Source organism: Brachybacterium sp. AOP3-A1-3 (assembly GCF_052378285.1).
GTDB lineage: Bacteria > Actinomycetota > Actinomycetes > Actinomycetales > Dermabacteraceae > Brachybacterium.
The window spans coordinates 145,028-170,199 of sequence record NZ_JBQSXM010000002.1; the positions used below are offsets into that span (position 1 = coordinate 145,028).

Genomic DNA, 25,172 nt, shown 5'->3' on the forward strand with positions numbered 1-25,172 from the left:
GTCATCGTCATGCCTCTCCGGTGCCACGCCACGTCGGCATCACCTCGCCGGGAGCGTCACCCGCCAGAAGATCATGGTGCCCGGCAGGAGGCTGATCGCGTCGACCCAGCCGGAGTGGCGCCGCGCCCGGCTCGACATGTTCGCGAGCCCGCTGCGACGCGTCACCGTGGGGTCGATCCCGCGCCCGTTGTCCGAGACGTTGACCTGCACCACCCGATCCACCCCCTCGGAGAAGAGGCTCACCGAGACGGCGACAGCGCTCGCGTGCGCGTGGCGCGCGGCGTTGGCGAGGCATTCCCGTACCACGGCGACCACGTCCTCGGCGATCTCCGAGGGCACCTCGGCGTCCATCTCCGCGGGATGCGGGGGCAGGCGCAGCGCCGGGACGAAGCCCAGCCCGGCGGTGGCCAGCCCCACCTCGTGGCGCAGCTGCTCGGTCAGCGTCGCCTCGAGCCGTTCACGCCGCAGCGACTGGACGATCTGCCGGATCTGGGCCACAGCGTTCTCCACCCCCTGGACGGAGGCGGCGACGGAGGTGCGGATACGGGTGTTCGAGGGCGGTTCACCCGGCCCGGCCAGCGCCTCGGTGAGGGCCTCGAGCTCCATGCCGACGGCGAACAGCTCCTGGATCGCGAGGTCGTGCAGATCGCGGGCGATCCGGCTGCGCTCGTCGTCGAGCTCTCCGGAGACCCGGAGTGTGGGAACCCGGATCGTGAGCTCCACCAGGGAGGCCAGGGCGTCGAGCCGCTCCCGGTCCGCGACGGTGAAGAGTCCGGCGGACCCGGGAGTTCTCGGCGCAGCAGCCGGAGTCCCCGTCGCAGATCCTGAAGGATCCGTCGTCGGCCTCTGCAGCACGGCGAGGAAGCCGGAGCCGTGCTCCGCGGCGTCGACCATCGCGATCAGCGCGGGATGCTCCTGCCCGGCGACCCGGAGCGTGCCGATCAGCTCGAGGGAGGCGGCATCGGCGTCCTCGAGCGCACGGCCTGCGGGGGAGTTCAGAGCGAGGGTGCTTCCCAGCAGGTCCGCGGCGTCGGGCCCGTCGACGAGCTCGAAGGCCCAGTTGCCCGGCTCCGTCGGGAGCACGAGCACGGCGCTGCGGGCGTCGAGATCGGTGCGGGCCGTACGGACCAGGAAGGTCAGCAGGTCCTCGGTATCGCCGCCCGCGAGGACGGCGCCGGTGAGGTCCTGCAGCCGCGGCCGGTCGGGCCGGGGCGGCGGGGCGGTCGACGTCATCTGCTCTCCTCCTGGTGGCTCCCGGGATGCCGAGCATTCTCCCCGATCTGCAGCACCCTTGTGCCGGCGGGGATCGCCTCGGGACGGTGGGTGACGACCACGACGCTGCTCGAGGCGGGCACGAGCGAGTCGTCGGCAGGATCCAGCAGGGCGCGCAGAAGGGCATCGCCGCGTGCGGTGTCCAGATGCTCGGTGGGCTCGTCCAGGAGCAGTACAGGGCCCCCGCGGATCACTGCGCGGGCGAGCAGCAGGCGGCGGCGCTCCCCACCGGAGACCGTGGTCCCGTCGGGGCCCAGGGGAGCATCCAGCCCGTGGGGCAAGGTTCGAACCCAGTCGTCGAGGCCCACCGCCGCGAGCGCAGCGGTGGCTGTGGAGTCCTCGAGATCGCCGCGCACCACCCGCAGGTTCTCCCGCAGCGTGGTGGCGAACACGTGAGCGTCCTCGGCGAACATCACGACGTCGGAGCGCAATGGTTCTCCGCTGTCGAGCTCCACCTGCCCCGCGAGCGGCTCGAGCAGCCCGGCGAGGGTGGCCAGCAGCGTCGACTTCCCGCTGCCAGAGGGCCCGACCACCGCGAGCCGCGAGCCCGGCGGCAGGTCCAGGTCCAGCCCCTGCACGCACGGCGACCCGGCGCTCCAGCCGGCGCTGAGCCCCGTCGCCCGCAGATGCGCGACTCCAGGGCCTGTCGCCGTTGCGGCCGCGTCCGACGCCCCGGAACTGCCCTCTGACGATCGATGCTCGGCCCCGGATCGGTCGCCACGTCGCACTTCTGCGGCGGGTGCGAGGGGCGAGGCGGTCCCGGCCAGCTCGGCGAGACGCTCCGCGGCGGCGCGAGAGCGGGCGTACTGGGCGGCCGCGGCGGGCAGGGCGGTGGCCGCTTCGAAGGACGACAGCGGCAGCAGCAGGAGCACGCCGATCTGTCCGGCAGAGGCGCCGCCGTCGGTCCACGCCGCTCCCGCGGCGAGCAGCGACCCGGCGATGGCGAGCACCATGGCCGCCGGCACCGCGGCCGACGCCACCGCCGCCGGCAGCGCCGCCCGATCGATGGCTGCGTCGTGATCGCGCTGGCGCGAATCCAACTCTGCCAGCGCCGCCTCGAGGCGGCCGTCCACCCGCAGGGACGTCGCGTCGTCGAGGATCTCCAGCGCGCTCGCGCTCACCCCGGAGCGGGTGGTGAGCACGGCCTGCTCCGCGATCCGCGCGCCGCGATAGGCGGCCAGCGGCGCCAGCACGCTCGCGAGCGCCAGGGCCAGCAGCATCGAGCCTGCCGCCAGCAGCGACAGCGGGAGGATCGTCAGGAGCACCACGACGGTCATCACCATGGCGACCAGCGCCGGCAGGAGCGCCTTGACGACGTGGTCGCCGAGCTCCTGGGCGTCGTCCCCGAGGCGGGCGAGGAGATCCCCGCGGCGCAGCCGGGTCAGAGCGTCGTCCGTGCGAGCCGCGAGGGTCGTGAACAGGTTGGTGCGCAGGGAGACCACCCCGCGCAGGGCGACGTCGTGGGCGAGCATGCGGTCCAGCCAGCGGAACACGCCGCGGGAGACGCCGAGGGCGCGCACCATCACCACGGCCACCGTGAGGTCGAGAACGGGCGGCATGGTCCAGGCCCGGGCCACGAGGTAGGCGGAGACGGCGGCGAGCGCGAAGGCGGAGGCGAGGGTCGCGCACGCCGCGAGCAGCGCCGCGAGCAGGCGACCACGAGGGATCTCCAGAGCGCGCTCGGCGCGGCGCAGGGGAGTGGGAGCGGCGCTCATGACGCGGCCTCCACCACGACGACGTCGTCGGCGACGTCGACCAGCCGGGAGCGGTGGGCGACGACGAGCACCGTGCGGCCCTGGGCGCGCAGGGTGCGGATCAGATCGAGCACGAGGTCCTCCGTCGCTCCGTCGAGGTGGGCGGTGGGCTCGTCGAGCACCACCAGCGGCGTCGGGGACAGCAGCGCCCGGGCCAGGGCGAGCCGCTGCCGCTCGCCGAGGGAGAGCCCCCGGCCGGCGCGGCCGAGATCCGCGGACCAGCCCCGCTGGGCGATCACCGTCCCGAGGCCGGTCGCCGCGGCGACCTCCTCGAGCTCCGCGTCCGTGGCCCCGGGGCGCGCCGACTCCAGCACGGAGCGGATCGTCCCGGGCGGGAGCACGGGGCGCTGGGGGAGCAGCGCCACCTGGTCCCAGAGGGTGCGCCGGTCGAGGTTGCGGACGTCGGTCGCGACGCCCTGGGAATCGACGACCTCGGCGTGGCCGCCGTCGGCGTCGAGCAGCCCCAGCAGGACCTGGACCGCCGTGGTCTTCCCGGCGCCCGAGGCTCCGGTGAGAGCGAGGACCCGGCCGGGCCGCAGCTCGAGATCGGCCCGGTGCGGGGCGCTGCCGTCGCGGGAGAGCACCGAGACCCCGCGCAGGGCGAGGTGGGAGGTGCGCAGATCGGGGGCCGGGATCTCCCCGTCGGCCGGAGGGACTTCGTCGAGCACCTCGAAGGCGGCGCCCACCGCGGCGAGCCCGTCGGTGGAGGCGTGGTACTGGGAGCCGACGTTGCGCAACGGCAGGTAGATCTCCGGTGCCAGCACGAGCACGGCCAGCGCCGGGGCGAGGTCCATCTCCCCGTAGACCAGACGCATGCCGATGCTCACCGCGATCAGGGCGACGCACAGGGTGGCGAGCAGCTCGAGCACCATGGAGGAGAGGAAGGCGAACTTCAGCGAGCCGATCGCGGAGGCCCGGTGCCGATCCCCGAGGGTGCGCACGATCTTCTCCGGGCCCCTCTCGCGTCCCAGTGCTCGCAGGGTGGGCAGGCCGTCGACCAGGTCGAGCAGCTGCGACCACAGGGTGCGCATGTCCGCCAGGAGCACCTCGGAGCGGCCCACGGTCATCTTCCCCACCAGGATCATGAACAGCGGCACCAGCGGCAGGGTGATCACGGCGATGACCGCGCTGAGGGGGTCGAGGATCCCGATCGTGAGCAGGCACAGCGGCGTCACGGTCACGGCGAGCATCAGCTGCGGCACGTAGCCCACGAGATAGGGCCGCAGCCTCTCGATCCCGGTGGTGGCCAGGGTCGTGAGGTCCGCGCCGCGGCCGGCACCCCCGCGCGGCCCCAGGGTCGCGGCGTGCGCGACGATCCGGCCGCGCAGGTCCCCGATCGCCTCGGTCGCGGCGCGGTGCGCGGTGCGCTGCTCGACGAGCACAGCACCGGCCCGCACCGCGAGGGCCGCGAGCAGGGCCAGCAGCAGGACGGGGGCGTCCTGGGGGAGCTGTCGATGCTCGAGCAGCTGCGCGCCGAGCCGCGCGATCACCAGTGCGGTGGCGATGACGCAGGCGGCCTGCACGAGACCGAGCGCGACCGTGCGCACCAGATGTCTGCGGGCCGAGCGCACCTCGCGCAGCAGGCGGGGATCCACCGGCGCGCGTCGGGTCCGGGCTGCTCGCGGAGGGGCCGGGGCGGTGGGGGTCATCGGCTGCCGTCCCTCACTCCTGCTCGAACGCCTCGCGGTAGCCCTTCTTGGCCTTCTCCAGCAGCTCGGAGCCGGGGATCGGGGAGTCCTCGTCGCTGATCCGGTGGCGGAACACCCGGTACGCCCAGGCGGTGTAGGCGAGCACGAGCGGGAGCAGGATCGCCAGGGCCACCAGCATCACGGTGAGCGTGTGCTCGGTGGAGGAGGCATTGGCGACGGTCAGCGAGTTGGCGGGATCGCCGGTCGAGGGCAGCACGTACGGGAACAGCCCGCCGAACAGGGTGACCACGGCTCCGCTGATCGCGGTCGTCGTCGCCGTGAAGGCGAGCCCCTCGCGCCGCAGCCGGTTCAGGGGCACCACGGCCACGAGGGCGAGGGCGGCGAGCACCAGCGGGATCCAGGTCCAGGTGGAATGCGAGTGCGCCAGCTGGTACCAGAGCAGGAACGCGGCGCCGGCGACGATGGTGGGCCACACCAGGATCCCGGCGAGGCGGTTCGCGTCCTCGCGCAGGGTGCCGGTGACCTTGAGGGTGAGGTACAGGGTGCCGTGCAGCCAGAACAGCAGCACGAACACCACCCCGCCCAGCAGGGCGAAGGGGTTCAGCAGCCCCAGCAGGGAGGTCGTCACCCAGTGGTTCTGATCGATCCCCACCCCAGCCACGATGTTGCCGAAGGCGACGCCCCACAGCAGAGCCGGGGCGAAGCCGCCGATCACGTGGACGATGTCCCAGCTGGTCCGCCACCGCTCGCTGTCCACCTTGCCGCGCCACTTGAAGGCGCACACGCGCACGATGAGCACCAGCAGCAGGAGCAGCAGGGCGAGGTAGAAGCCGGAGAACAGCGTCGCGTACCACTCGGGGAAGGCGGCGAACAGCAGGGCGCCGCCGGTGATCAGGAAGACCTCGTTGCCGTCCCAGACGGGGCCGACGGTCTCCAGGACCGTGCCGCGGGTGCGCGAGCCGCGGCGCCAGAAGGTCGCCACGTTCATCTGCACGCCGAAGTCGAAGCCCTCGAGCACGAAGTAGGCGAGGAAGAAGAAGGCGATGAGGCCGAACCACAGGGTCTGCAGGACCGTGGGATCGAGCATGGCGTCCATGATCTGATCGGTTCCCTTCTCAGTAGTCGAAGGAGAGGGTCGGCGTGTCGAGCTCGTCCGTCTCCGGGTCGCGCCGGGGCAGGGGCACGCCCTTCAGGGCGGCCTTGCGCATCATCTGGAACCAGACCACCGCGAGCACCCCGTAGACGAGGGTGAAGGCGATCAGGCTGGTCGCGACCATCCAGGCGGGATGGCTGGAGACGGCCTGCGTGGTCATCAGACGGATCGTCGGGTCGTCGGGATTGGGGTGCACCACCCAGGGCTGGCGGCCCATCTCCGTGAAGACCCAGCCGGCGGAGTTCGCGAAGAACGGCATCGGGATGGACAGCACGGCGAACCACTGGAAGAGCTTCGATCCGGTGGTGCGCGCGCTGTCGCCCTTGCCACGGGTGACCCACAGCGCCCAGAGGGCGAGGATGCCGCTGAAGGCGGCCAGGCCCATCATGAGGCGGAAGGACCAGTAGGTGACGAAGAGGTTGGGGCGGTAGTCGGCGGTGAGCTCGTCGCCGTGGATGTCTGTGACGGTCTCGCCGAACTGCTCCTTGTACTGGGCGTTGAGGTCGTCGACGCCCTGCAGCTCCGCATCGAAGGTGTGGGTGGCCAGGAACGACGTCACGTACGGCACCGAGATGAGGTGGGTGACGCCGTCGCAGTCGGTGGAGAAGGCATCCGGGCCACCGACGGCGAGGATCGAGAAGGAGGCCCCCGTCTCCGTCTCGCACAGGGCTTCGGCCGACGCCATCTTCATCGGCTGCTGCTTGAACATGATCTGGGCCTGGAAGTCGCCGGAGACAACCAGCACGGCGGCGGAGACGAACATGGCGATGACGCCGAAGCGCACGACGGGCCGGAACAGGTCCCGAGCGGCGTGGTGGTGGTCCGCGCCCTCTGCCGTCTCCAGGCCGTTCTCGCGAGCCTTGTTGTGGTGGCGCACCATGTGCCAGGAGGCGACGCCGGTGACGAAGGCTGCCGCCACCAGCCAGGCGCCGGAGACCACGTGGGGGAACGCGGCCATCGTGGTGACGTTCGTGAGCACCGCGAAGATCGAGCCCTGGGAGGGATCCAGCTCGGCGCGTCCGGTCTCGGGGTTCAGCATCGCGCCGACGGGGTGCTGCATGAACGAGTTCGCGGCGACGATGAAGTAGGCCGACGCCGTGGTGCCCAGCGCGACGGCCCAGATCGTGAGCAGGTGGATCTTCTCGGGCAGCTTGCCCCAGCCGAAGATCCACAGCCCCAGGAAGACCGATTCGAGGAAGAACGCCGCGAGCCCCTCGAGGGCGAGCGGGGCCCCGAAGACGTCCCCGACGTAGCGGGCGTACTCCGACCAGTTCATGCCGAACTGGAACTCCTGCACGATGCCCGTGGCGATGCCGATGCCGAAGTTCACGATCAGCAGGGAGCCGAAGAACTTGGTCATCCGCGTCCAGGCATCCTTGCGGGCGGGGTCCTTGGAGAACACCGCCCTGGTCTGCATGACGGCGACGAGCAACGACAGGCCGATCGTGAGCGGCACGAAGATGAAGTGGTACACGGTGGTGATGCCGAACTGCCACCGTGCGATGTCGAGGGCTTCCATCGAACCTCCTGGGAGAGCGACACGCTGCTGGAGAACCTATGCGGTTCCTGCAGGGTCCATCAGGACCATGGTCCTCCCTCCGCCTGGGCGCCGGTCGGATCGTGACGGACGGGGCATGTCGCACAGGTCCCGAAGTGCGTCCTGTGCCATACTGACCGCGGCACTCTCCTGCTCCGTACCGGGTGGGGGAACCTCCCGGCGTCGTCACGTCGGAGCACCGGCAACGCGTCTGACCGCGACCGCTGTGCTTCCGCGATCGGCATCGCAGCGCTTCCTTCCAGGGAGCTGCGCGACGGCGAGGGCCTGAGACTTCCGTCCCCAGGGACGATGACCATTCGGGGCCAGGGTGCGCTGGTTCCTTCAGAAGGAGACGGCCGCATGGCTGACAGCACCCATAATCCCGAGAACGACACGTCGGACTCGACCCCCACCACCGCTCCCGCGCGACGTCGTCGCCGGGCCGGAGCCCCTGCCGGGGCGCCGACCCCGGCTGCGACGCCGGAGCAGACGGAGACCTCCGCCCCGCGCACGATCGTCGCCCAGCAGAGCGACGCCCCCGCCGATCCGGCACCCACGACCACCACGAAGCGACCGCGCCGTCGCGCCGGAGCGCCCGCCGGCGCCCCGGTGATCCCCGTCGCGGAGCCCGTCGTCGAGGAGCCGGCCGTCGAGGCCCCCACGACCGCAGCGTCGGAAGCCCAGGAGCCCGAGGCGGCACAGGACCCTGAGACTCAGGAGCCCACGACCCGGAGGCGCTCCACCCGCCGCCGCGCCACTCGGGCGCCCGAGGCCCGGCAGAGCGACGACGCGCAGTCCGACGAGAAGCAGCCGGAGGCCCCGCATCCCGCGGAGGAGACCCCTGCGGACCACGACGGCCCGGTGGCCGGAGATCTGCGCGCCCTCGCCTCGGCCCGCGGCACGGACGAGGCCCCCGCTCAGGAGACCGAGTCCGATGATCGGGCCCGACGTCGCGAGCAGGTCCAGATGGACTTCGCCTCGCTCCTCTTCCAGGCACCCACCCCCCAGTCCCGCACGACCGTGGGCCCGCAGGACGCCCCGGTCGGCGGCAGGGCCATCTCGTTCGAGGACGCCGACGGCGACACCGAGGACGACACCGAGGAGCAGGACGAGCAGGACTCGTCCGAGCGCAGCGACGAGGAGCAGTCCGGTCGCTCGCGCTCGCGACGCAGCCGTTCGCGCCGCTCCTCGCGTCGTGGCTCGTCCCAGGACGACAGCGACGACACCGAGGACGACTCCGACTCCGACTCGTCCGAGGACGAGGACTCCGACTCCGATGCGGACGACGAGCGCTCCTCGAGCTCCCGCCGTCGTCGCCGCCGCGGTGGCCGCGGTCGTCGCGGTCGTGGCCGCGGGGACGACGAGGACGAGAGCTCGGACGACCACGACGCCCCGGATGCGGACGACAGGCCCCAGGACGAGGACTCCACCGAGGGTCGGGACGAGAGCACGGGGGAGGACGGCTCCGACGGGTCGGACAGCAGCTCCTCGGGCTCGTCGAGCTCCCGCCGTCGCCGCCGTCGTCGTCGCTCCGGTTCCGGCAGCGACGACTCGTCGTCCGCGTCGACCTCGACGTCGGACGATCCGCCCAACACGGTCGTCAAGGTCCGCGAGGCGCGCGACGAGGTCAAGGCCGTCAAGGGCTCGACCCGCCTCGAGGCCAAGCGCCAGCGCCGCCGCGAGGGACGCGACAACGGTCGCCGTCGCAACGTCATCACCGAGGCCGAGTTCCTCGCGCGCCGGGAGTCCGTCAAGCGCTCCATGGTCGTGCGCGAGCGCGCCGGCCGCACCCAGATCGCCGTCCTCGAGGACGACGTGCTGGTCGAGCACTATGTCGCGCAGAAGGCCCAGACCTCGATGGTCGGCAACGTGTACCTGGGCAAGGTCCAGAACGTGCTGCCCTCGATGGAGGCCGCGTTCGTCGACATCGGCAAGGGCCGCAACGCCGTGCTCTACGCCGGCGAGGTCAACTGGGACGCGGTGGGCCTCGAGGGCCAGCCGCGCCGCATCGAGCTCGCGCTCAAGAGCGGCGACCCGGTCCTGGTTCAGGTCACCAAGGACCCGATCGGCCACAAGGGCGCCCGGCTGACCAGCCAGATCTCCCTGCCCGGCCGTTATGTCGTGTTCGTGCCCGGCGGCTCCATGACCGGCATCTCCCGCAAGCTGCCCGACAACGAGCGCACCCGCCTGAAGAAGATCATGCGCCAGATCATCCCCGAGGACGCGGGCGTCATCGTGCGCACCGCGTCGGAGGGTGCGAGCGAGCAGGAGCTGACCCACGACGTCGAGCGCCTGCGCGCCCAGTGGGAGAAGATCCAGAAGGCCCAGAAGGCGAAGAACGCCCCGGTCGCCCTCTCCCAGGAGCCGGACATCGCCATCAAGGTGGTCCGCGACGTCTTCAACGAGGACTTCACCTCGCTGATCGTCGAGGGGAACAAGGTCTACGACGACGTCCACGAGTACGTCTCGGATGTCGCGCCCGACCTCCTCGAGCGCGTCACCCGGCACGTGTCGGACAAGGACGTCTTCGCCAAGCACCGCATCGACGAGCAGCTGCTCAAGGCGATGGACCGCAAGGTCTACCTGCCCTCCGGCGGCTCGCTGGTCATCGACCGCACCGAGGCCATGACCGTGGTCGACGTGAACACCGGCAAGTTCACCGGCTCCGGCGGCTCCCTCGAGGAGACCGTCACCAAGAACAACCTCGAATCGGCCGAGGAGATCGTGCGCCAGCTGCGGCTGCGCGACATCGGCGGCATCATCGTCATCGACTTCATCGACATGGTGCTGGAGTCCAACCGCGATCTCGTGCTGCGTCGCCTGGTCGAGTGCCTGGGCCGGGACCGGACCAAGCACCAGGTCGCCGAGGTGACCTCGCTCGGTCTCGTGCAGATGACCCGCAAGCGCGTGGGCCAGGGCCTCGTCGAGACCTTCTCCACCTCGTGCGAGCACTGCAACGGCCGCGGCCTCGTCGTCGACATCGATGGCGATCACCACGGTCACGGCGGCAACGGCGGCAACGGCGGCAACGGCGGCGGGAGCTCGAACGGCGGGAACGGCGGCGGTGGCAACCCCGGGGGCCACGGGGACGAGTCCTCGAAGTCGTCCAAGCGACGTGGGCGCCGAACGCGCAGCGGCTCCTCCACGGAGGAGAACGGGGCCGACGAGGCGGTCTCGGACGAGTCCGCCGCGGACGTCCACCGCCTCGAGGGCGATGCGGACAGCCGAGCCCTCGCCCGCGCCACCATCGCCTCGATCGCCGCGGCCTCGAGCAGCAGCGCGCAGCCCGAGGTGACGGTCGACGGTGAGGTCGTATCCTCCGGGACCTCGCCGCAGCCCGAGCAGGAGCAGGAGCGGGACACTTCTTCGCCAGAATGAGGTGCGGGCGGGACAGGAGCGCCTCCGCGTGATGTGTTCCACAGGATGTGACGGCGTTCTCGCAGGTCGGACGGCCTCTGGTGGTTGACCTCAGGTGCTGGGGATCGTAAGCTGTTCCCTGGCGCAAAACGTGCCGCAGTCATGTTCCTGGTGACACCCGCGCGACCGCATCTCCCGCCTGAACACCCTCCGGGGAGTGCAGGGCCGGTTGACGGTCGCAGGTCCGCGGATCACCGAGCAGGGTGCATGACTCAAGTGCAGAGTTCGAATGACAAGATGGAGCAGTGACGTGGTGTACGCAATCGTCCGCGCAGGCGGTCGTCAGGAGAAGGTGTCGGTCGGTGACACCATCGTGATCAACCGCGTGGCAGGCGAGGCGGGCGACAGCATCGATCTCGCTCCCGTGCTGCTGGTTGATGGTGACAAGATCACCTCCGCGCAGTCCGACCTCGCCAAGGTGAAGGTCTCCGCCGAGAAGGTCGAGGACCTCCGCGGCGAGAAGATCCGGATCCTCCGCTACAAGAACAAGACCGGGTACAAGAAGCGCCAGGGCCACCGCCAGGAGCTCACTCGGCTGAAGATCACGGGCATCGCCTGAGCGATCCCTTCGAACACGACAGAAGGATATTGATTCCAGATGGCATCAAAGAAGGGCGTCAGCTCCTCCAAGAACGGGCGTGACTCCAACGCCCAGCGCCTCGGCGTCAAGCGCTTCGGCGGCCAGACCGTCGGCGCGGGCGAGATCATCGTGCGCCAGCGCGGCACCAGCATCCACCCCGGTGACGGTGTGGGTCGCGGGAACGACGACACGCTGTTCGCGCTCACCGCGGGCACCGTCGAGTTCGGTCGCAAGCGCGACCGTCGCGTGGTCAGCATCGTCGAGACGGTCTGATCGCTCGCCCCGGGAACCGGGGCACCAGCTGCCTTCGAGGGGCGGAGCCGACGCTCCGCCCCTCGACGCATATCTCAACACCTCCTGGAGGAACCCCATGGCCACGTTCGTCGATCGCGTCGAGCTGCAGGTCGCCGCAGGATCGGGCGGGCACGGCGCCGCGTCCATCCGCCGCGAGAAGTTCAAGCCGCTGGCCGGCCCGGACGGAGCCAACGGCGGTCGCGGCGGTGACGTCATCCTCGAGGTCGATGCGTCGACCACGACCCTGCTGAGCTATCACCACAAGCCCCATCAGAAGGCCACCAGCGGTGGATTCGGCAAGGGCGACCTGCGCCACGGCGCCTACGGCGAGGACCTCGTGCTGCCCGTGCCCGACGGCACCGTCGTCATGGAGGCCGACGGCACGGTGCTCATCGACATGGTCGGCATCGGCACCCGCTTCACGGCGGCCCGCGGCGGCACCGGCGGCCTCGGCAACGCGGCACTGGCCTCCACCCAGCGCAAGGCCCCCGGCTTCGCCCTGCTCGGCGAGCCCGGCGAGGAGCGCACCCTCGTGCTCGAGCTCAAGACCGTGGCCGATGTGGCCCTGGTCGGGTTCCCCAGCGCCGGCAAGTCCTCGCTGATCGCGGCGATGAGCGCCGCACGCCCCAAGATCGCGGACTACCCGTTCACCACGCTCGTGCCGAACCTCGGCGTGGTCGAGGCCGGCGACTTCCGCTACACGGTCGCCGACGTGCCCGGCCTGATCCCGGGCGCGAGCCAGGGCAAGGGTCTCGGCCTGGACTTCCTGCGGCACATCGAGCGCTGCCACGTGCTCGTGCACGTGCTCGACGCGGCGGCCCTGGAGTCGGATCGCGATCCCTTCACCGACCTCGAGACGATCGAGAACGAGCTGGCCACCTACGCCGCCGGGCTCGACGAGGAGACGGAGACCCGGGTGCCGCTCATGGAGCGCCCCTCGGTGATCGTGCTCAACAAGACCGATCTTCCCGACGGCACCGAGATGGCGGACATGGTCCGTGAGCGTCTCGTGGAGCGGGACGTGCCCGTGCTGGACGTCTCCGCGCTCTCCCACAAGGGCCTGCGCGAGCTGTCCTTCGTGCTCGGTGAGCTCGTCGAGCAGGCTCGTGCCCAGCTGCCCGAGCCCGTCGCCGCCCCGATCGTCATCACCCCGCGTGCGGTCGATGCGAAGGGCTTCCGCGTGGTCAAGGAGGAGTACGAGGGATCGACCGCCTTCCGGGTGCAGGGCGACAAGCCCGAGCGCTGGGTGCGGCAGACCGACTTCACCAACGACGAGGCCGTGGGCTTCCTCGCAGATCGTCTCGCCAAGCTGGGCGCCGAGGACGAACTCTTCAAGGCCGGGGCTGTCTCCGGATCGACCGTGCTGATCGGCCCGGGGAACGATGCGGTCGTGTTCGACTGGGAGCCGACGATGGTGGGCGGCGCGGAGCTGCTGCTGGGTCGCCGTGGCACCGACAAGCGGCTCGAGGACAACCATCGCGCCACTCGTGAGGAGAAGCGCGAGGACCAGCGGGCCCGCACCGATGCCCGCATGAAGCGCATCGCGGCGATGGATGCCGAACGCCGCGCCGGCCACTGGGCCGACCCGGCGAAGGACGACAGGAACGCCTGAACGTGGCAGGGACGGAGAGCGGGAGCGGAACCGGGCTGCGCCAGCCGGCACGCATCACCGAGCGGTCCGGACTGGCGGACGCCGGGCGGATCGTGGTGAAGATCGGCTCCTCGAGCCTGACCGACGCGAACGGCCGCCTCGATCAGCTGCGGGTGCGCGAGATCGCGACCACCTGCGCCTGGCTCGGCAGCAAGGGCACGGAGGTCGTCATCGTCTCCTCGGGAGCGATCGCGGCGGCCCTGGGCCCGCTGGGGCTCGAGGAGAGGCCGACGTCCGTGGACCTGCAGCAGGCCGCGGCGAGCGTGGGTCAGGCCCTGCTCGCGACCGCCTGGTCCACGGCGTTCGGGGACCACGGGCGGATCACCGGTCAGGTGCTGCTCACGGAGTCCGACGTGATCCGCCCGCAGACGTACCGCAATGTGCGCAACGCGTTGGAGGCCCTCATGGGCCTCGGGGCGTTCCCGGTGGTCAACGAGAACGACACCACGGCGACCCATGAGATCCGTTTCGGGGACAACGACCGGCTCGCGGCGCTGGTCGCCCAGCTGCTCGGGGCGGACGCCCTGTTCCTGCTCACCGACGTCGACGGCCTGTACACGGCACCGCCGCAGGAGCCCGGGGCGACGCGCATCGGCGTGGTCGAGGATGCGGCGCGCCTCGCCGGGGTGAGCATCGGCTCGGTCGGCTCGAAGATCGGAACCGGTGGCATGGTCACCAAGCTGTCCGCGGCGCAGCTGGCCTCCACCACCGGCACTGCCGCGGTCCTGACCTCCGCCTCGAAGTTCGCCGCCGCCGCGACCGGCGAGGACATCGGCACCTTCTTCCCGGGCCATCACGGCCGCAGACGGTCTCGCCTGGTGTGGCTGCGCTTCGCGACTCGCGGAGCGGGCACCCTGGTGCTCGACGAGGGCGCGGCGGAGGCGATGCGCACCCGTCGGCGCTCCCTGCTGGCGGTGGGGGTCACAGGGGTGGAGGGGACCTTCCCCGATGGTGTTCCGGTGGACATCGCCGCACCGGACGGACAGGTCATCGCACGCGGCCTCACCTCGTTCAGCAGTGATGAGCTGCGAGCCATGACCGGCCGCGGTTCGGCCGAGCTGCGAGAGGTGCTGGGGGAGCGGTTCCGTCGGCCCGTCGTGCACCGCGATCACCTGGTCGTGCTCTGAGACGGTCCTGTGGTGGTCCGGCCCTCGACCGTAGGATCCCGGCATGACTGCACATGCCGTGGAAGACGCCGCCCGAGGCGCGAAGCAGGCCCAGCCGGCCCTCGCCCGCCTGCATCGCGACACCAAGGACGCCGTGCTGCGCGCGATGGCGGACGCCCTGGTCGCGCACGCCGAGGACATCGTCACCGCCAACGCCCGTGATCTCGAGGCGGCCGACGCCGCAGGGATCGAGCCGGGACTGCGCGACCGTCTGGCACTGGACCCCCAGCGGGTAGCCGCGATCGCCCAGCAGCTGCGCGATGCCGCTGACCTCCCGGACCCGATCGGTGAGGTGATGCGCGGCTCCGTGCTGCGCAACGGACTCGAGCTGCGAGAGGTGCGTGTGCCCCTCGGCGTGATCGGCATGGTCTACGAGGCCCGACCGAACGTCACCGTCGATGCCGCCGGTCTCGCGCTGAAGTCCGGCAACGCGGTGGTGCTGCGCGGCGGTTCCGCGGCCCTGCACTCGAACACCGCCCTGATCGCGGTGCTGCGGTCCGTGCTGGCCGAGCACGGCCTGCCCGAGGACCTCATCGTCGGGATCGACGCGTACGGCCGGGAGGGCGTGGACGTGCTCATGCGGGCGCGGGGACTGATCGATGTGCTGATCCCGCGCGGCGGAGCCGGGCTGATCCGCCGAGTCGTCGAGAACTCCCTGGTCCCGGTGATCGAGACCGGAACCGGCACGACCCACATCCTGGTCGATGCGAGCGCCGACCTCGACCAGGCGAGCGAGATCGTCCTGAACTCCAAGACCCAGCGCGTCGGGGTCTGCAACGCCCTGGAGACCCTGCTGGTCCATCGGGAGGTGGCCGAAGCGGCTCTCCCGCGCCTGGCGACCCCGCTCGCGGCGGCCGGGGTGCGCCTGCATGCCGACGAGGAAGCTGCCCGGATCCTGTCCGCGGCGGGCACCGCTGCGGAGGTCGTGCCGGCGACCGCGGAGGACTGGGACATCGAGTACCTCGCCCTCGAGCTCGCGGTGAAGGTGGTCGCCGACCTCGACGAGGCGCTCGAGCACATCAGAGCCCATTCCTCCGGGCACACCGAATCGATCCTCACCCGGGACCTGCTCTCGCAGCAGCGGTTCCTGGCCGAGGTGGATTCCGCCGTGGTCATGGCCAACGCCTCGACGCGCTTCTCGGACGGCGGCGAGTTCGGCTTCGGCGCGGAGATCGGCATCTCCACCCAGAAGCTCCATGCGCGCGGCCCGATGGGGCTCCCCGAGATGACCACGGGGAAGTGGCTCGTGATCGGTCAGGGGCACGTGCGGCCGTGACTGCGCTCCCATCGCCGGCGTCGCGGCGTGAGCAGGGCGCGCGGCTGTGGGATGATGGCCCGGTCACTCCTGGAAAGGCCTAGAACACCATGATCGACCAGCTCATGATCCTTGCCGAGGCCGGCGAGCACGCGACCGGCGGCGTCACGCCGCCGATGGTGGGCATCGGCGTCTTCGTCATCATGCTGATCCTGCTCGGGATCACCTACCTCACCGGCGGGACCAACCAGCGCAAGCGCGGGGACTCCGACAGGCACGGCGATCACTGATCGCCATGGAGCAGCAGCGACGACGGATCGGCGTGATGGGCGGGACGTTCGATCCCATCCATCACGGTCACCTCGTCGCAGCCAGTGAGGTCCAGAGCGTCTTCGGCCTCGACGAGGTCGTCTTCGTCCCGACCGGTCGCCCCTGGCAGAAGGCCGATCGGGAGATCTCGGATCCGGAGCACCGTTACCTCATGACGGTCGTGGCGACCGCTGCGAATCCCGTGTTCACGGTCTCGCGCGTAGACATCGACCGTCCCGGCTCGACCTACACGATCGACACCCTGCGGGACCTGCACGATCAGCAGCCCGAGGCGGACCTCTTCTTCATCACGGGCGCCGACGCGCTGCAGTCCATCCTCACCTGGAAGGACTCCGAGGAGATCTTCTCCCTGGCGCACTTCGTGGGCGTCACCCGTCCCGGGCACGAGCTGGACACCTCCGGCCTCCCGGCCGACGGGGTCAGCCTGATCGAGGTCCCGGCGATGGCGATCAGCTCGACCGACTGCCGCACCCGCGTCGCAGCGGGAGGACCGGTGTGGTATCTGGTCCCCGACGGCGTCGTCCAATACATCAACAAGTACGCCCTCTACACAGGAGGTGACGGCGATGACTGAATCCGACACCACTCCGCGTCGCGGACGACGCGCTCGCGCGCTGAGCCCCGAGGAGAGCGCCGCGCTGGAATCGCGCTCGGCCGTCGCGACCACCGATGACCAGTCCACGGTCCCGGGCGTGCGCGGGGCCGTCGAGCCGCCTGATGCGGCAGCTCCGGTGCCGACGCTGCGCAAGTTCGGCCGACGCGCCCGCATCATCGAGCTCAGCGAGGACCCGGAGCAGCCGGATCAGCCGGTGCAGGCCGAGTCGCCTGCGGATCCCTCCGGCTCCGCGTCCGACAGCGGGACTGCGTCTGACAGCACTGCCGGTTCCGAGAACGTTGCCGGTTCCGACAGCACTGCCGGTTCCGATGCCACGAGAGCCTCCAGCGGTGCCATCGCGGGAGAGAGCCCCGCTGCGCAGGCGCAGGCGGCGAGCCCCGGACGCTCGACACGTTCGACCGACTCGAAGGGCTCGAAAGGCTCGAAGGGCTCGCCGACCGCGGTCATCGAGCGGGATGCCGACGGGGTCGAGCTGGGGGAGCTCTCGGTCACCGAGGCACCCTCCCCGCGGCCGGCACCCCGTTTCGAGGGCAAGGTCCTCCACCGCGCCGAAGGAGCCGCCAGCCGTTCGCTGGTCTGGCTGGTGTGGACCCTCATCGCGGTCGCCCTGATCGTGCTCGTCATCCTTCTCCTGACCGGGGTCCTCGGCCCCGGGGAGGCCTCCGCCCTGGATGCCTCCGTGCAGAATCTGTTCACCGACCATCTCGTCCTCAAGGAATCAGCCGCGTGAGTGCCCCCGAAGAATCCCTCGATCTGGCCCGGGTGGCCGGTCAGGCCGCCGCCGACAAGCTCGCCGAGGAGGTGATCGGCCTCGACGTCTCCGAGCAGGTCGTGATCACCGACGTGTTCCTCGTGTGCAGCGGGGACTCCGAGCGCCAGGTCTCGGCCATCGTCGACGGTGTCGAGGAGGCGCTGCTCCGCGACCGCCGCCGCAAGCCGCTGCGCCGCGAGGGCCAGCGGGATGCCCGGTGGGTGCTTCTGGACTACGGCGACATCGTCGTGCACGTCCAGCATGCCGAGGACCGCGCCTACTACGCCCTCGAGCGGCTGTGGCGCGATGCCCCGGTGCTGGACCTGCAGATCGTGGACCCCGCGGCGTGACGCCCGCCCGCTCCACCGGAAGCCCCGCACGTACGCGCCTGATCCTCGTGCGTCACGGGCAGACGGACTACAACAAGGAAGGTCGCCTGCAGGGACAGGTGGACATCCCCTTGAACGCGACCGGGACCCGCCAGGCCGGTGTGCTCGCCGCCGCGGTGGCCGCGAACCCGCCCGATCTCATCGTCGGCTCTCCGCTGGAACGTGCCCGCGACACTGCGCAGATCGTCGCGTCGTCCTGCGGTCTGGAGGTCACCACCGACGCCGCGCTGATCGAGCGCAGCTTCGGGACCTGGGAAGGACTGCGGGGCGAGGAGATCCGTCGGCATTGGCCGACGGAGCATGCCGACTGGCGTGCGCATCGTCCGGTGACCGGGCTGGGTCTCGAGGACCGCCCTGCGGTCGCCGAACGCATCGCGGATGCCTGCCGGCGCCTGGTCGCCGAGAACACGGGGCGCACCGTCATGGTCGTCTCGCACGGTGCGGCGATCACGCTGGGCATCACCGCGCTGCTGGGACTGGACGCCGACGATTTCCGGGGCATCGCGGGCCTGGAGAACTGCCATCGTTCGGTGCTCGAGCCCCTCACCTCGGACACCAGCGGGCGTCTCATGAGGCTGGTGTCACACAACCTGGCTCCCGATTTCACCTGAGCCGAGGATCGGGGTAATCTTTACGAGTCGCCTGATGAGGGCGACACCCGATACGGGGCTATGGCGCAGTTGGTAGCGCGCTTCCATGGCATGGAAGAGGTCAGGGGTTCGAATCCCCTTAGCTCCACTCGAGAAACCGTGAGACAGTGACTCGTCAGAAGGGCCCCACCGCGAGGTGGGGCCCTTCTGCTGTTGCTGCCCGGGCTCAGCTCTCGCTGTCGAGCTGCCCCATGAGGGCGGTGGGGTAGCGGTCGCCCTGGGCGGCGCCGACGGGCAGGGCCGCATCGATCCGGGCCAGGTCCCGCTCATCCAACTGCACGGCCGTGCTGCCGAGCATGGAGGTGACCTGGTCGACGCGCCGGGACCCGACGATCGGCACGATGTCCTCCCCGTGGGAGGCGACCCAGGCGATCGCGAGCTGCGCCATCGAGATGCCCTTCGCGGCAGCGATCCCCTGGATCTGCTCGAGCAGCGCGCGGTTGCGGGCGAGGTTCTCGCCCTGGAAACGGGGGAACATCCCCCGGGAGCCTCCGGAATCGCCGGAACGCCCGGCGACCAGGCCCTTCGCGAGGACGCCGTAGGCCGTGACGCCGATCCCCAGCTCGCGGCAGGTCTCCAGGATCCCGTTGGTCTCGATCTCCCGGGTGAGCAGGGAGTACTCGATCTGGAGGTCGCTGATCGGGGCGACCGCCGCGGCGCGTCGGATGGTCTCCGTGCCGACCTCGCTGAGTCCGATGTGGCGCACGTACCCGGCCTCGACCTGCTCCTGGATGGCGCCGATGGTCTCTTCGATCGGCACTTCGGGATCCAGGCGCGCGGGCCGGTGCACGTCGAGATGGTCCACGCCGAGCCGGCGCAGCGAATAGGCGAGCGAGGTGGCGACGTTCTCGGGCCGCCCGTTGAATCCCAGCGGCATGCCGGTCGGGGAGATCGTGGCTCCGAACTTCACCGAGAGGACCGCGTCCTCACGCGAGCGCTCCCGCAACGCCCGGCCGATGAGCATCTCGTTGTGCCCGGCGCCGTAGAAGTCTCCGGTGTCCAGGAGCGTGCCCCCGGCATCGAGATAGGTGTGGATCACGCGCAGGCTCTCGGCGTCGTCGCTCGGCCCGTAGGCGCCGGACAGGCTCATGGCGCCGAGGCCCGGCGAGGAGACCGACGGTCCCGTGGTCCCGAGGCGGCGGGTGGTGGGTCGAGTGGTGGGTGCGGTCGGATCGGTGGCTGCGGTGGTGGGGTGCTCAGCGGTGGCGCTGTTCTCTGTGGTGGTCATGCCCTTGAGCCTGGACCTCTGCCGACCGTGGCACGAGGCCCGGTCCATCCGGGGAGAGGCGGTCCCTGGATAGCGGGCCGGGTGGGGAGGAGGATGGGTCGATGATCGATCGTCAGGGCCTCGCCGACTTCCTGCGCCGCCGCCGCGAGCAGCTGCGTCCGGTCGACGCCGGTCTGCCCGAAGGTGCCCGACGTCGTACGCCCGGCCTGCGCCGGGAGGAGGTCGCGATGCTCGCCGGCGTCTCGGTGGACCATTACACGCGCCTCGAGCAGGGCCGGGGCTCGGCGCCCTCGGCCGGGGTCGTCCTGGCCATCGCCCAGGCGCTGCACTGCGACCGGGAGCAGCGCGACCATCTGCTGCGTCTGGGCGGTCACGCCCCGCCCCCGCGGCGCGCCGGCCATCATGTGCGCCCGGGTCTGATCGCCCTGGGGAACCGGCTCACGGACCTCCCCGTCGTGATCCTGACGGATCTCGGCGAGGTGCTCTGGACGAATGCTCTCGGCAAGGCGCTGGTCGGGGGAGTGCTGGGGGACAGCGCTCGGGACCGGAACGTCGTGTGGCGCTGGTTCACCGACCCGTCGGCCCGACTGATGCCCTCGGACCACTGGGAGAGGATCTCCACCGCCCACGTGAGCGATCTGCGCGCCGCGTTCACCCGCCGCGGCGGGGATGCGGAGGTCACCGCGCTGGTCGGAGAGCTGGAGGAGCGCAGCGGCGAGTTCGCCCGGCTGTGGGCGCTGCACGACGTCGCGCAGCGCCAGATCGACCAGAAGGTGTTCCTGCATCCGGAGGTCGGTGCCATCGAGCTGCGCTGCGAAGTCCTGCTCACCCCCGACGAGGACGTGTCGATGCACGCCTTCTTCCCGCTCGAGGGCACGGACGCCGCGCAGAAGCTCGAGCTGCTGGGCGTCATCGGCACCCAGGTGCTGCGGGCGCCCTGACCACGCCCGGGCGGAGGCTCAGACGCCCTTGGCGAGCCGGGCGATGACGTCGGCCGCCGGGCCCTCCGGGGCGTTGCGCCAGCCGGTCCCGGCCCACAGGTGGAGCCGGTCGGTGTCCCCGGCGGCCCCCGCCGCACGGCGCAGCTCCTGGGTGAGGTGATGGACGGCGGGATAGGCCGTCGGTGCCGAGGCGTCGTGCCGCTCGAGGAAGCCGTTGCGCAGCGAGCGGGCCGGCCGGCCCGTGAAGGCCCGGGTCAGCGCCGTCTCGGTGAAAGAACGGTCCGCGAGGGCCGCGCGATGGGTCGGCGAGGTGCCGGCCTCATCGGTGCGCAGAAGCAGGGTGCCGGCGGCCACGGCCCGGGCGCCTGCGGCGAGGATCCGATGCACCGCGACCGGCCCGTCCACGCCGCCCGCGCCGATCACCGGCAGATCCACGGAGTCGACGACCTGGCGCACCAGCTCGGGCGTCCGGATCGGGGGCGGGGTGCGGGTCGGGTCGTGGGTGGCGCTGTGCCCGCCGGCGTCCGGCCCCTGGACCACGAGACCGTCCACCCCGAGCTCGGACGCGGCCCGCGCCTCCTCGGGCGAGGTCACGCTGGCCAGCACTGCCGTGCGCACGGCATGCAGCGAGGCCACGTGCTCGGCGGCGGGGAGCGCGAACGTGAAGGACACGACCGGGACCGGGCTGCGCGTGAGCATCTCGAGCTTCTCGGCGAAGGAGTCGTCATCGTTGCGGGGCACCGGATCCAGGGCGATCCCGTAGGCGTCGGCCTCCGCGGCGAGCTCGGCGGCATAGTCCGCGAACGCCGCCTCGTCGATCGCGCGGGGCGGGAGCGCGAAGAGGTTCACCCCGAAATCTGCGCCGAGCCCGCGGAGCGCGGCGATCTCCGCGCCGAGGGCGACGGCGCTCTTGTTGCCGCCGGCGAGGAACGGGAAGGCGCCCGCTGCGGCGACCGCCTGGGCGAGGGCGACGGTGGAGGGGCCGCCGGCCATCGGTGCGGCGACGAGGGGCAGGCGGGAGTCGAGCAGCGCAGGGGTCATGCCCTCGATCCTCGCAAACGGATCACGCCGCCGGCGACCATGCCCAGTATCGGCAGCAGCGGCCAGATCCAGTTCAGCCCGTCCGGTCCGACCATCCCGGCGTCGGCCATCACCGCCAGACCGGCGCACACGAGCACGACGGCGAGAATCGGCTGCCACAGGGGCGGGGCGGGCCGGTCGTCGTCGCGAGGCTCCTCGAACCGTCCGAACACCAGCACCATCACCCCGGTGAGGGCGAGCAGCACCAGCGCCCACAGCGGGCGCGTCGCCCACCAGCTGCCGCTGAGCGGCGTCGGCCCGAGCCCGAACCCGCCCAGGGCGAGCAGGAGATGGGACAGGCCCACGAGGGCCGTGAGGTGCCACAGGAACCAGGTCATGATGCGTCGGTTCACCAGGACGGTCACCAGCCAGATCCGGGGACGGCGCAGCAGCGCTGTCAACGGCCGCTCCAGCAGCAGCACGAGGCCGGCCTGCAGCATCCCCAGGAACGCCATCGTCACGCGGGTCGGGCTGGAGTTGCTGATCTCGTCGGCCCCCGAGGTGATCATCGAGACCGGGTACGGGCCGAGGCCGACCAGGAGGGCGAGACCCACCGCGCCGATACCGGCCAGCACGAGGCGTCGGGCGGAGCCGCTCAGACGCCCGTCGAGCCAGGCGAAGCCGACCTGGTGGAAGCTCGCCCAGACCAGCACGTAGTTCGGGTACCCCAGCAACGGCTGGTCCAGGCCGATGCTCACCGCATCGACCACCCCGGCGAGGGCGATGCCGCCCACGATCGACCACCAGCCCAGTCGCTCCCACAGCACCAGCAGGGGAGGGGCGACCACGATCACGAGCAGATAGGCGGCCAGGAACCAGGTGGGCACCAGCGCCATCTGCGTGGCGAGCTGCAGCGCCGCGGTCGGGGCTCCGGCGGCGAGCGCGATCACGCTGATCACGAGCCAGGCCACCAGCAGCGGCAGCAGCGGGATCCCGAGCCGACGCAGCCGGGTGCGGAGCCACTGCGCATAGCCGACATCCTTGCGCCGGGCGGAGCGCCACGACAGGGCGTTGGAGTAGCCGCCCACCAGGAAGAAGATCGGCATCACCTGGAACACCCAGGTCAACGGATGGGTCCAGCGGGCGGTGTCGAGCACTCCGTGCGGGGAGATCCCGCCGTCGGCATCGACCGCGACGATCGTCCAGTGCCCCAGCACGACCACCGTGATCGCGGCTGCCCTCAGGAAATCCACCACACGGTTGCGCGAGTCGGGAGTGGCGGCATCGACCTTCTGGGCGCGGCTGAGGCGCGTTGTCGTCATGGCAGCAGAGTAGTCGGGCACCGACAGCCGGCGAGGACGGGCACCTGAGCGCGACGCCCTCGCACGACGACCTGCTCGTGATCACCCGGCGTCATCGGTATACCGTTCCTGCATGACGCTCACGATCCTCCGCTCCGTCCGGCCCTGGGGCCACGATCTCGTCGACCTCCACATCGACGGCGGCACCTTCTCGGCGTTGCTCCCACCCGGAGCGGAGGCCCCGGCGGGCGCAGAGGTCATCGACGGGCACGGCATGCTCGCGCTCCCCGGCCTGATCAATGCGCACGCCCACGTGGACAAGTCCTGGTGGGGTCGGCCGTGGGTGCCCTACGGCGGCGAGCCGACGACGCAGGGCCGTATCGCCCACGAGCGCGCCCAGCGGGGCGCCCTGGGCATCCCGGGACCGGACGTCACCGAGCGGGTGCTGCGGGAGTTCCTCCGCCACGGGACCACCGCGGCCCGCAGCCATGTCGACGTGGACCTCGGGGTCGGCCTCGACGGCATCGCCGCGGTCCAGGAGGCTGTCGCACGCCTGGAGGGCGCGCTCGAGGTGGAGGTCGTCGCCTTCCCCCAGGACGGCGTGGTCCGACGCGAGGGCGTCCTGGATCTGCTCGATCGTGCGGCCCGCGCCGGCGCCGACAGCATCGGAGGCCTGGACCCCTGTCTCATCGATCGTGACCCGGTCGCCCAGCTCGACGGCCTCTTCGACATCGCCGCACGGCACGGCTGCGGCCTCGACATCCATCTCCACGCCGGGGGTGACCTGGGGGCCTTCGAGTACGAGCTGATCATCGACCGGACCCGCCGCGCCGGGCTCGAGGGGAGGGTGAACATCGCTCACGGCTTCGCCCTGGGCCAGCTTCCCGCCGGGCGCCAGCGGTCCCTGCTCGCGGACTTCGCGCAGCTGGGAATCACCTGGAGCACCGTCGCCCCCATCGGTTCGGCACCGCTGCCCTGGGAGGCGATGCGGGAGGCCGGCGTGGGCCTCGGGCTGGGCACCGATGGCGTGCGCGACCTCTGGTCCCCCTACGGGGACGGCGACCTGCTGCGCGTGGCCCTGGACTTCGCACGCCTCCACGGGGCGCGCCGGGACGAGGACCTCGTGCGGGTCGCCCGGCTCGCGTCCAGCGACGCAGCAGGATTCGTGCACCGCGAGGTGCACGACCTGGTGCCCGGCGCCCGCGCGGATCTGGTCCTGGTCGAGGCGGAGAACGTGCCCGACGCGATCGTGCGTGCCTCGCGCCGGGAGCTCGTGCTCGCCGGCGGGCGCGTCGTCGCCCGGTCCGGCGAGGTGCTCCTCTGAGCGCTCGGCCCATCGCTCGGCCCATCGGTCGGCGCATCGACCGATCCGCTCCGGAGCCCGGTCAGCAGACCGTGAGGATCTCCGCGCCGTCCTCGGTGATCGCGATCGTGTGCTCGGTGTGCGCGGCGCGCGCGCCGGTCGCGCTGCGCAGCGTCCAGCCGTCAGGATCCACCACGAGCTCGTCCGTGTCCTCCATGACCCAGGGCTCGAGCGCGAGCAGGAGGCCCGGGCGCAGGCGGTAGCCCCGCCCGGCGCGGCCGATGTTGGGCACATGCGGGTCCTGGTGCTTGGTCGACCCGATGCCGTGCCCGCCGAACTCGGTGTTCACGGGGTAGCCGGCACTCTGCAGCACGGCGCCGATCGCGGCCGAGACGTCGCCCAGGCGAGCGCCGGGGCCGGCTGCGGCGATCCCGGCCGCGAGGGCGCGCTGCGTGGTCTCGATCATCGCGATGCTCCGTGCGGGTCGTTTCGTGCCGACGACGATGCTGAGGGCGGCATCGGCCGCGACCCCGTCCCGGAGCACGGCGAGGTCGAGGGTCAGCAGGTCGCCGTCGGCGAGCGACTGGTCGCGGGGCATCCCGTGCAGCACGGCATCGTTCACGGCGGTGCAGACGTAGTGCCCGAACGGGCCGCGGCCGAAGGACGGCTCGTAGTCGACGTAGCAGGACTGCGCGCCGGCGTCGAGGATCAGCTCGCGGGCCCAGGAGTCGATCTCCAGCAGGGAGGTGCCGACGGTGCTGCGGCTCGCGAGCTCCTGGAGGATCTCGGCGACGAGTCGTCCGGTGTTCCGGGCCCGGGTCAGCTCGGTGGGGGGGAGGATCTCGATCATGCGGTGCCTTCCAGGCTGCTGGGATAACTATCCCGGTAATCCTATACCGGTATTAGTATGGGTCG

The 25,172-nt window shown here is 71.3% G+C and carries 22 protein-coding genes and 1 tRNA gene; 14 read left to right on the top strand and 9 right to left on the bottom strand.

Annotation, left to right across the window (positions count from 1 at the left end):
• Window positions 1-39: 39 nt before the first annotated feature.
• The 5 genes from ACT3T5_RS03450 to ACT3T5_RS03470 are packed head-to-tail and all read right to left on the bottom strand — an operon-like array spanning window position 40 to window position 7,347.
• A complete protein-coding gene (locus tag ACT3T5_RS03450) occupies window positions 40-1,233 on the bottom strand; it encodes a sensor histidine kinase (RefSeq protein ID WP_444593626.1) in 1,194 nt (397 codons plus the stop codon).
• A complete protein-coding gene (gene cydC / locus ACT3T5_RS03455; RefSeq protein ID WP_444593627.1) occupies window positions 1,230-2,987 on the bottom strand; it encodes a thiol reductant ABC exporter subunit CydC in 1,758 nt (585 codons plus the stop codon). The genes ACT3T5_RS03450 and cydC overlap by 4 nt, the downstream gene beginning before the upstream one ends.
• Window positions 2,984-4,675 (bottom strand): thiol reductant ABC exporter subunit CydD, encoded by a 1,692-nt coding sequence (gene cydD / locus ACT3T5_RS03460; protein WP_444577634.1) that lies wholly within the window; start codon window positions 4,673-4,675, stop codon window positions 2,984-2,986. Before cydD ends, cydC begins: the two co-directional genes overlap by 4 nt.
• A 13-nt stretch (window positions 4,676-4,688) precedes the next feature.
• Window positions 4,689-5,771 (bottom strand): cytochrome d ubiquinol oxidase subunit II, encoded by a 1,083-nt coding sequence (gene cydB, locus ACT3T5_RS03465; protein WP_443350484.1) that lies wholly within the window; start codon window positions 5,769-5,771, stop codon window positions 4,689-4,691.
• 19 nt (window positions 5,772-5,790) lie between these two features.
• Window positions 5,791-7,347: a cytochrome ubiquinol oxidase subunit I gene (locus ACT3T5_RS03470; protein WP_443350482.1), complete on the bottom strand. Its 1,557-nt coding sequence runs from the start codon at window positions 7,345-7,347 to the stop codon at window positions 5,791-5,793.
• Between the two features lie 378 nt (window positions 7,348-7,725).
• Here ACT3T5_RS03470 and ACT3T5_RS03475 point away from each other — a divergent pair, with 378 nt between their 5' ends.
• The 12 genes from ACT3T5_RS03475 to ACT3T5_RS03530 all read left to right on the top strand — a co-directional run bounded on the left by ACT3T5_RS03475 (window position 7,726) and on the right by ACT3T5_RS03530 (window position 18,552).
• Complete coding sequence (locus ACT3T5_RS03475; RefSeq protein WP_444577632.1) at window positions 7,726-10,743, top strand: Rne/Rng family ribonuclease; 3,018 nt, start codon at window positions 7,726-7,728, stop codon at window positions 10,741-10,743.
• A gap of 289 nt (window positions 10,744-11,032) precedes the next feature.
• A complete protein-coding gene (gene rplU, locus ACT3T5_RS03480) occupies window positions 11,033-11,341 on the top strand; it encodes a 50S ribosomal protein L21 (protein ID WP_193115982.1) in 309 nt (102 codons plus the stop codon).
• Window positions 11,342-11,380: 39 nt separating this feature from the next.
• A complete protein-coding gene (gene rpmA / locus ACT3T5_RS03485; protein ID WP_444577630.1) occupies window positions 11,381-11,635 on the top strand; it encodes a 50S ribosomal protein L27 in 255 nt (84 codons plus the stop codon).
• Between the two features lie 97 nt (window positions 11,636-11,732).
• Window positions 11,733-13,268, top strand: coding sequence for a GTPase ObgE (gene obgE / locus ACT3T5_RS03490; RefSeq protein ID WP_444577629.1), 1,536 nt, complete (start codon window positions 11,733-11,735; stop codon window positions 13,266-13,268).
• 2 nt (window positions 13,269-13,270) lie between these two features.
• On the top strand, window positions 13,271-14,434 hold the full coding sequence (gene proB, locus ACT3T5_RS03495) for a glutamate 5-kinase (protein ID WP_444593628.1): 1,164 nt from the start codon (window positions 13,271-13,273) through the stop codon (window positions 14,432-14,434).
• A gap of 43 nt (window positions 14,435-14,477) precedes the next feature.
• On the top strand, window positions 14,478-15,749 hold the full coding sequence (locus tag ACT3T5_RS03500) for a glutamate-5-semialdehyde dehydrogenase (protein ID WP_444593629.1): 1,272 nt from the start codon (window positions 14,478-14,480) through the stop codon (window positions 15,747-15,749).
• Window positions 15,750-15,838: 89 nt separating this feature from the next.
• Window positions 15,839-16,018: a hypothetical protein gene (locus tag ACT3T5_RS03505; protein ID WP_343926161.1), complete on the top strand. Its 180-nt coding sequence runs from the start codon at window positions 15,839-15,841 to the stop codon at window positions 16,016-16,018.
• 35 nt (window positions 16,019-16,053) lie between these two features.
• Window positions 16,054-16,632, top strand: a complete 579-nt coding sequence (gene nadD, locus ACT3T5_RS03510) for a nicotinate-nucleotide adenylyltransferase (protein WP_444577802.1) — start codon at window positions 16,054-16,056, stop codon at window positions 16,630-16,632.
• Window positions 16,625-17,404 carry a hypothetical protein gene (locus ACT3T5_RS03515; protein ID WP_444593630.1) on the top strand — a complete coding sequence of 260 codons (780 nt, stop codon included), beginning with the start codon at window positions 16,625-16,627 and terminating at the stop codon, window positions 17,402-17,404. Before nadD ends, ACT3T5_RS03515 begins: the two co-directional genes overlap by 8 nt.
• Window positions 17,401-17,775 (top strand): ribosome silencing factor, encoded by a 375-nt coding sequence (gene rsfS / locus ACT3T5_RS03520; protein ID WP_444593631.1) that lies wholly within the window; start codon window positions 17,401-17,403, stop codon window positions 17,773-17,775. The genes ACT3T5_RS03515 and rsfS overlap by 4 nt, the downstream gene beginning before the upstream one ends.
• Window positions 17,772-18,425: a histidine phosphatase family protein gene (locus ACT3T5_RS03525; protein ID WP_444593632.1), complete on the top strand. Its 654-nt coding sequence runs from the start codon at window positions 17,772-17,774 to the stop codon at window positions 18,423-18,425. The genes rsfS and ACT3T5_RS03525 overlap by 4 nt, the downstream gene beginning before the upstream one ends.
• 54 nt (window positions 18,426-18,479) lie before the next feature.
• Window positions 18,480-18,552 (top strand) — tRNA-Ala (locus ACT3T5_RS03530).
• A gap of 78 nt (window positions 18,553-18,630) precedes the next feature.
• Here the strand turns inward: ACT3T5_RS03530 and ACT3T5_RS03535 are convergent.
• Window positions 18,631-19,692: an aldo/keto reductase gene (locus ACT3T5_RS03535; protein WP_444593633.1), complete on the bottom strand. Its 1,062-nt coding sequence runs from the start codon at window positions 19,690-19,692 to the stop codon at window positions 18,631-18,633.
• A 101-nt stretch (window positions 19,693-19,793) separates the two neighbouring features.
• On the opposite strand from ACT3T5_RS03535, the gene ACT3T5_RS03540 reads away from it, so the two are divergent.
• The gene (locus ACT3T5_RS03540) at window positions 19,794-20,633 is read left to right on the top strand and encodes a helix-turn-helix transcriptional regulator (RefSeq protein ID WP_444577618.1); all 840 of its coding nucleotides are present in this window, start codon (window positions 19,794-19,796) and stop codon (window positions 20,631-20,633) included.
• Window positions 20,634-20,651: 18 nt separating this feature from the next.
• Here ACT3T5_RS03540 and ACT3T5_RS03545 read toward each other — a convergent pair whose 3' ends face one another.
• Window positions 20,652-21,674 carry an NAD(P)H-dependent flavin oxidoreductase gene (locus ACT3T5_RS03545; protein WP_444577616.1) on the bottom strand — a complete coding sequence of 341 codons (1,023 nt, stop codon included), beginning with the start codon at window positions 21,672-21,674 and terminating at the stop codon, window positions 20,652-20,654.
• Entirely contained in the window at window positions 21,671-22,975 is a 1,305-nt protein-coding gene (locus ACT3T5_RS03550; RefSeq protein ID WP_444593634.1) for an acyltransferase family protein, read from the bottom strand. The genes ACT3T5_RS03545 and ACT3T5_RS03550 overlap by 4 nt, the downstream gene beginning before the upstream one ends.
• A gap of 112 nt (window positions 22,976-23,087) precedes the next feature.
• On the opposite strand from ACT3T5_RS03550, the gene ACT3T5_RS03555 reads away from it, so the two are divergent.
• Complete coding sequence (locus ACT3T5_RS03555) at window positions 23,088-24,278, top strand: amidohydrolase family protein (protein ID WP_444593635.1); 1,191 nt, start codon at window positions 23,088-23,090, stop codon at window positions 24,276-24,278.
• A gap of 61 nt (window positions 24,279-24,339) precedes the next feature.
• On the opposite strand, the gene map is transcribed toward ACT3T5_RS03555, so the two are convergent.
• Window positions 24,340-25,107 (bottom strand): type I methionyl aminopeptidase, encoded by a 768-nt coding sequence (gene map, locus ACT3T5_RS03560; RefSeq protein WP_444593636.1) that lies wholly within the window; start codon window positions 25,105-25,107, stop codon window positions 24,340-24,342.
• Window positions 25,108-25,172 lie beyond the last annotated feature (65 nt).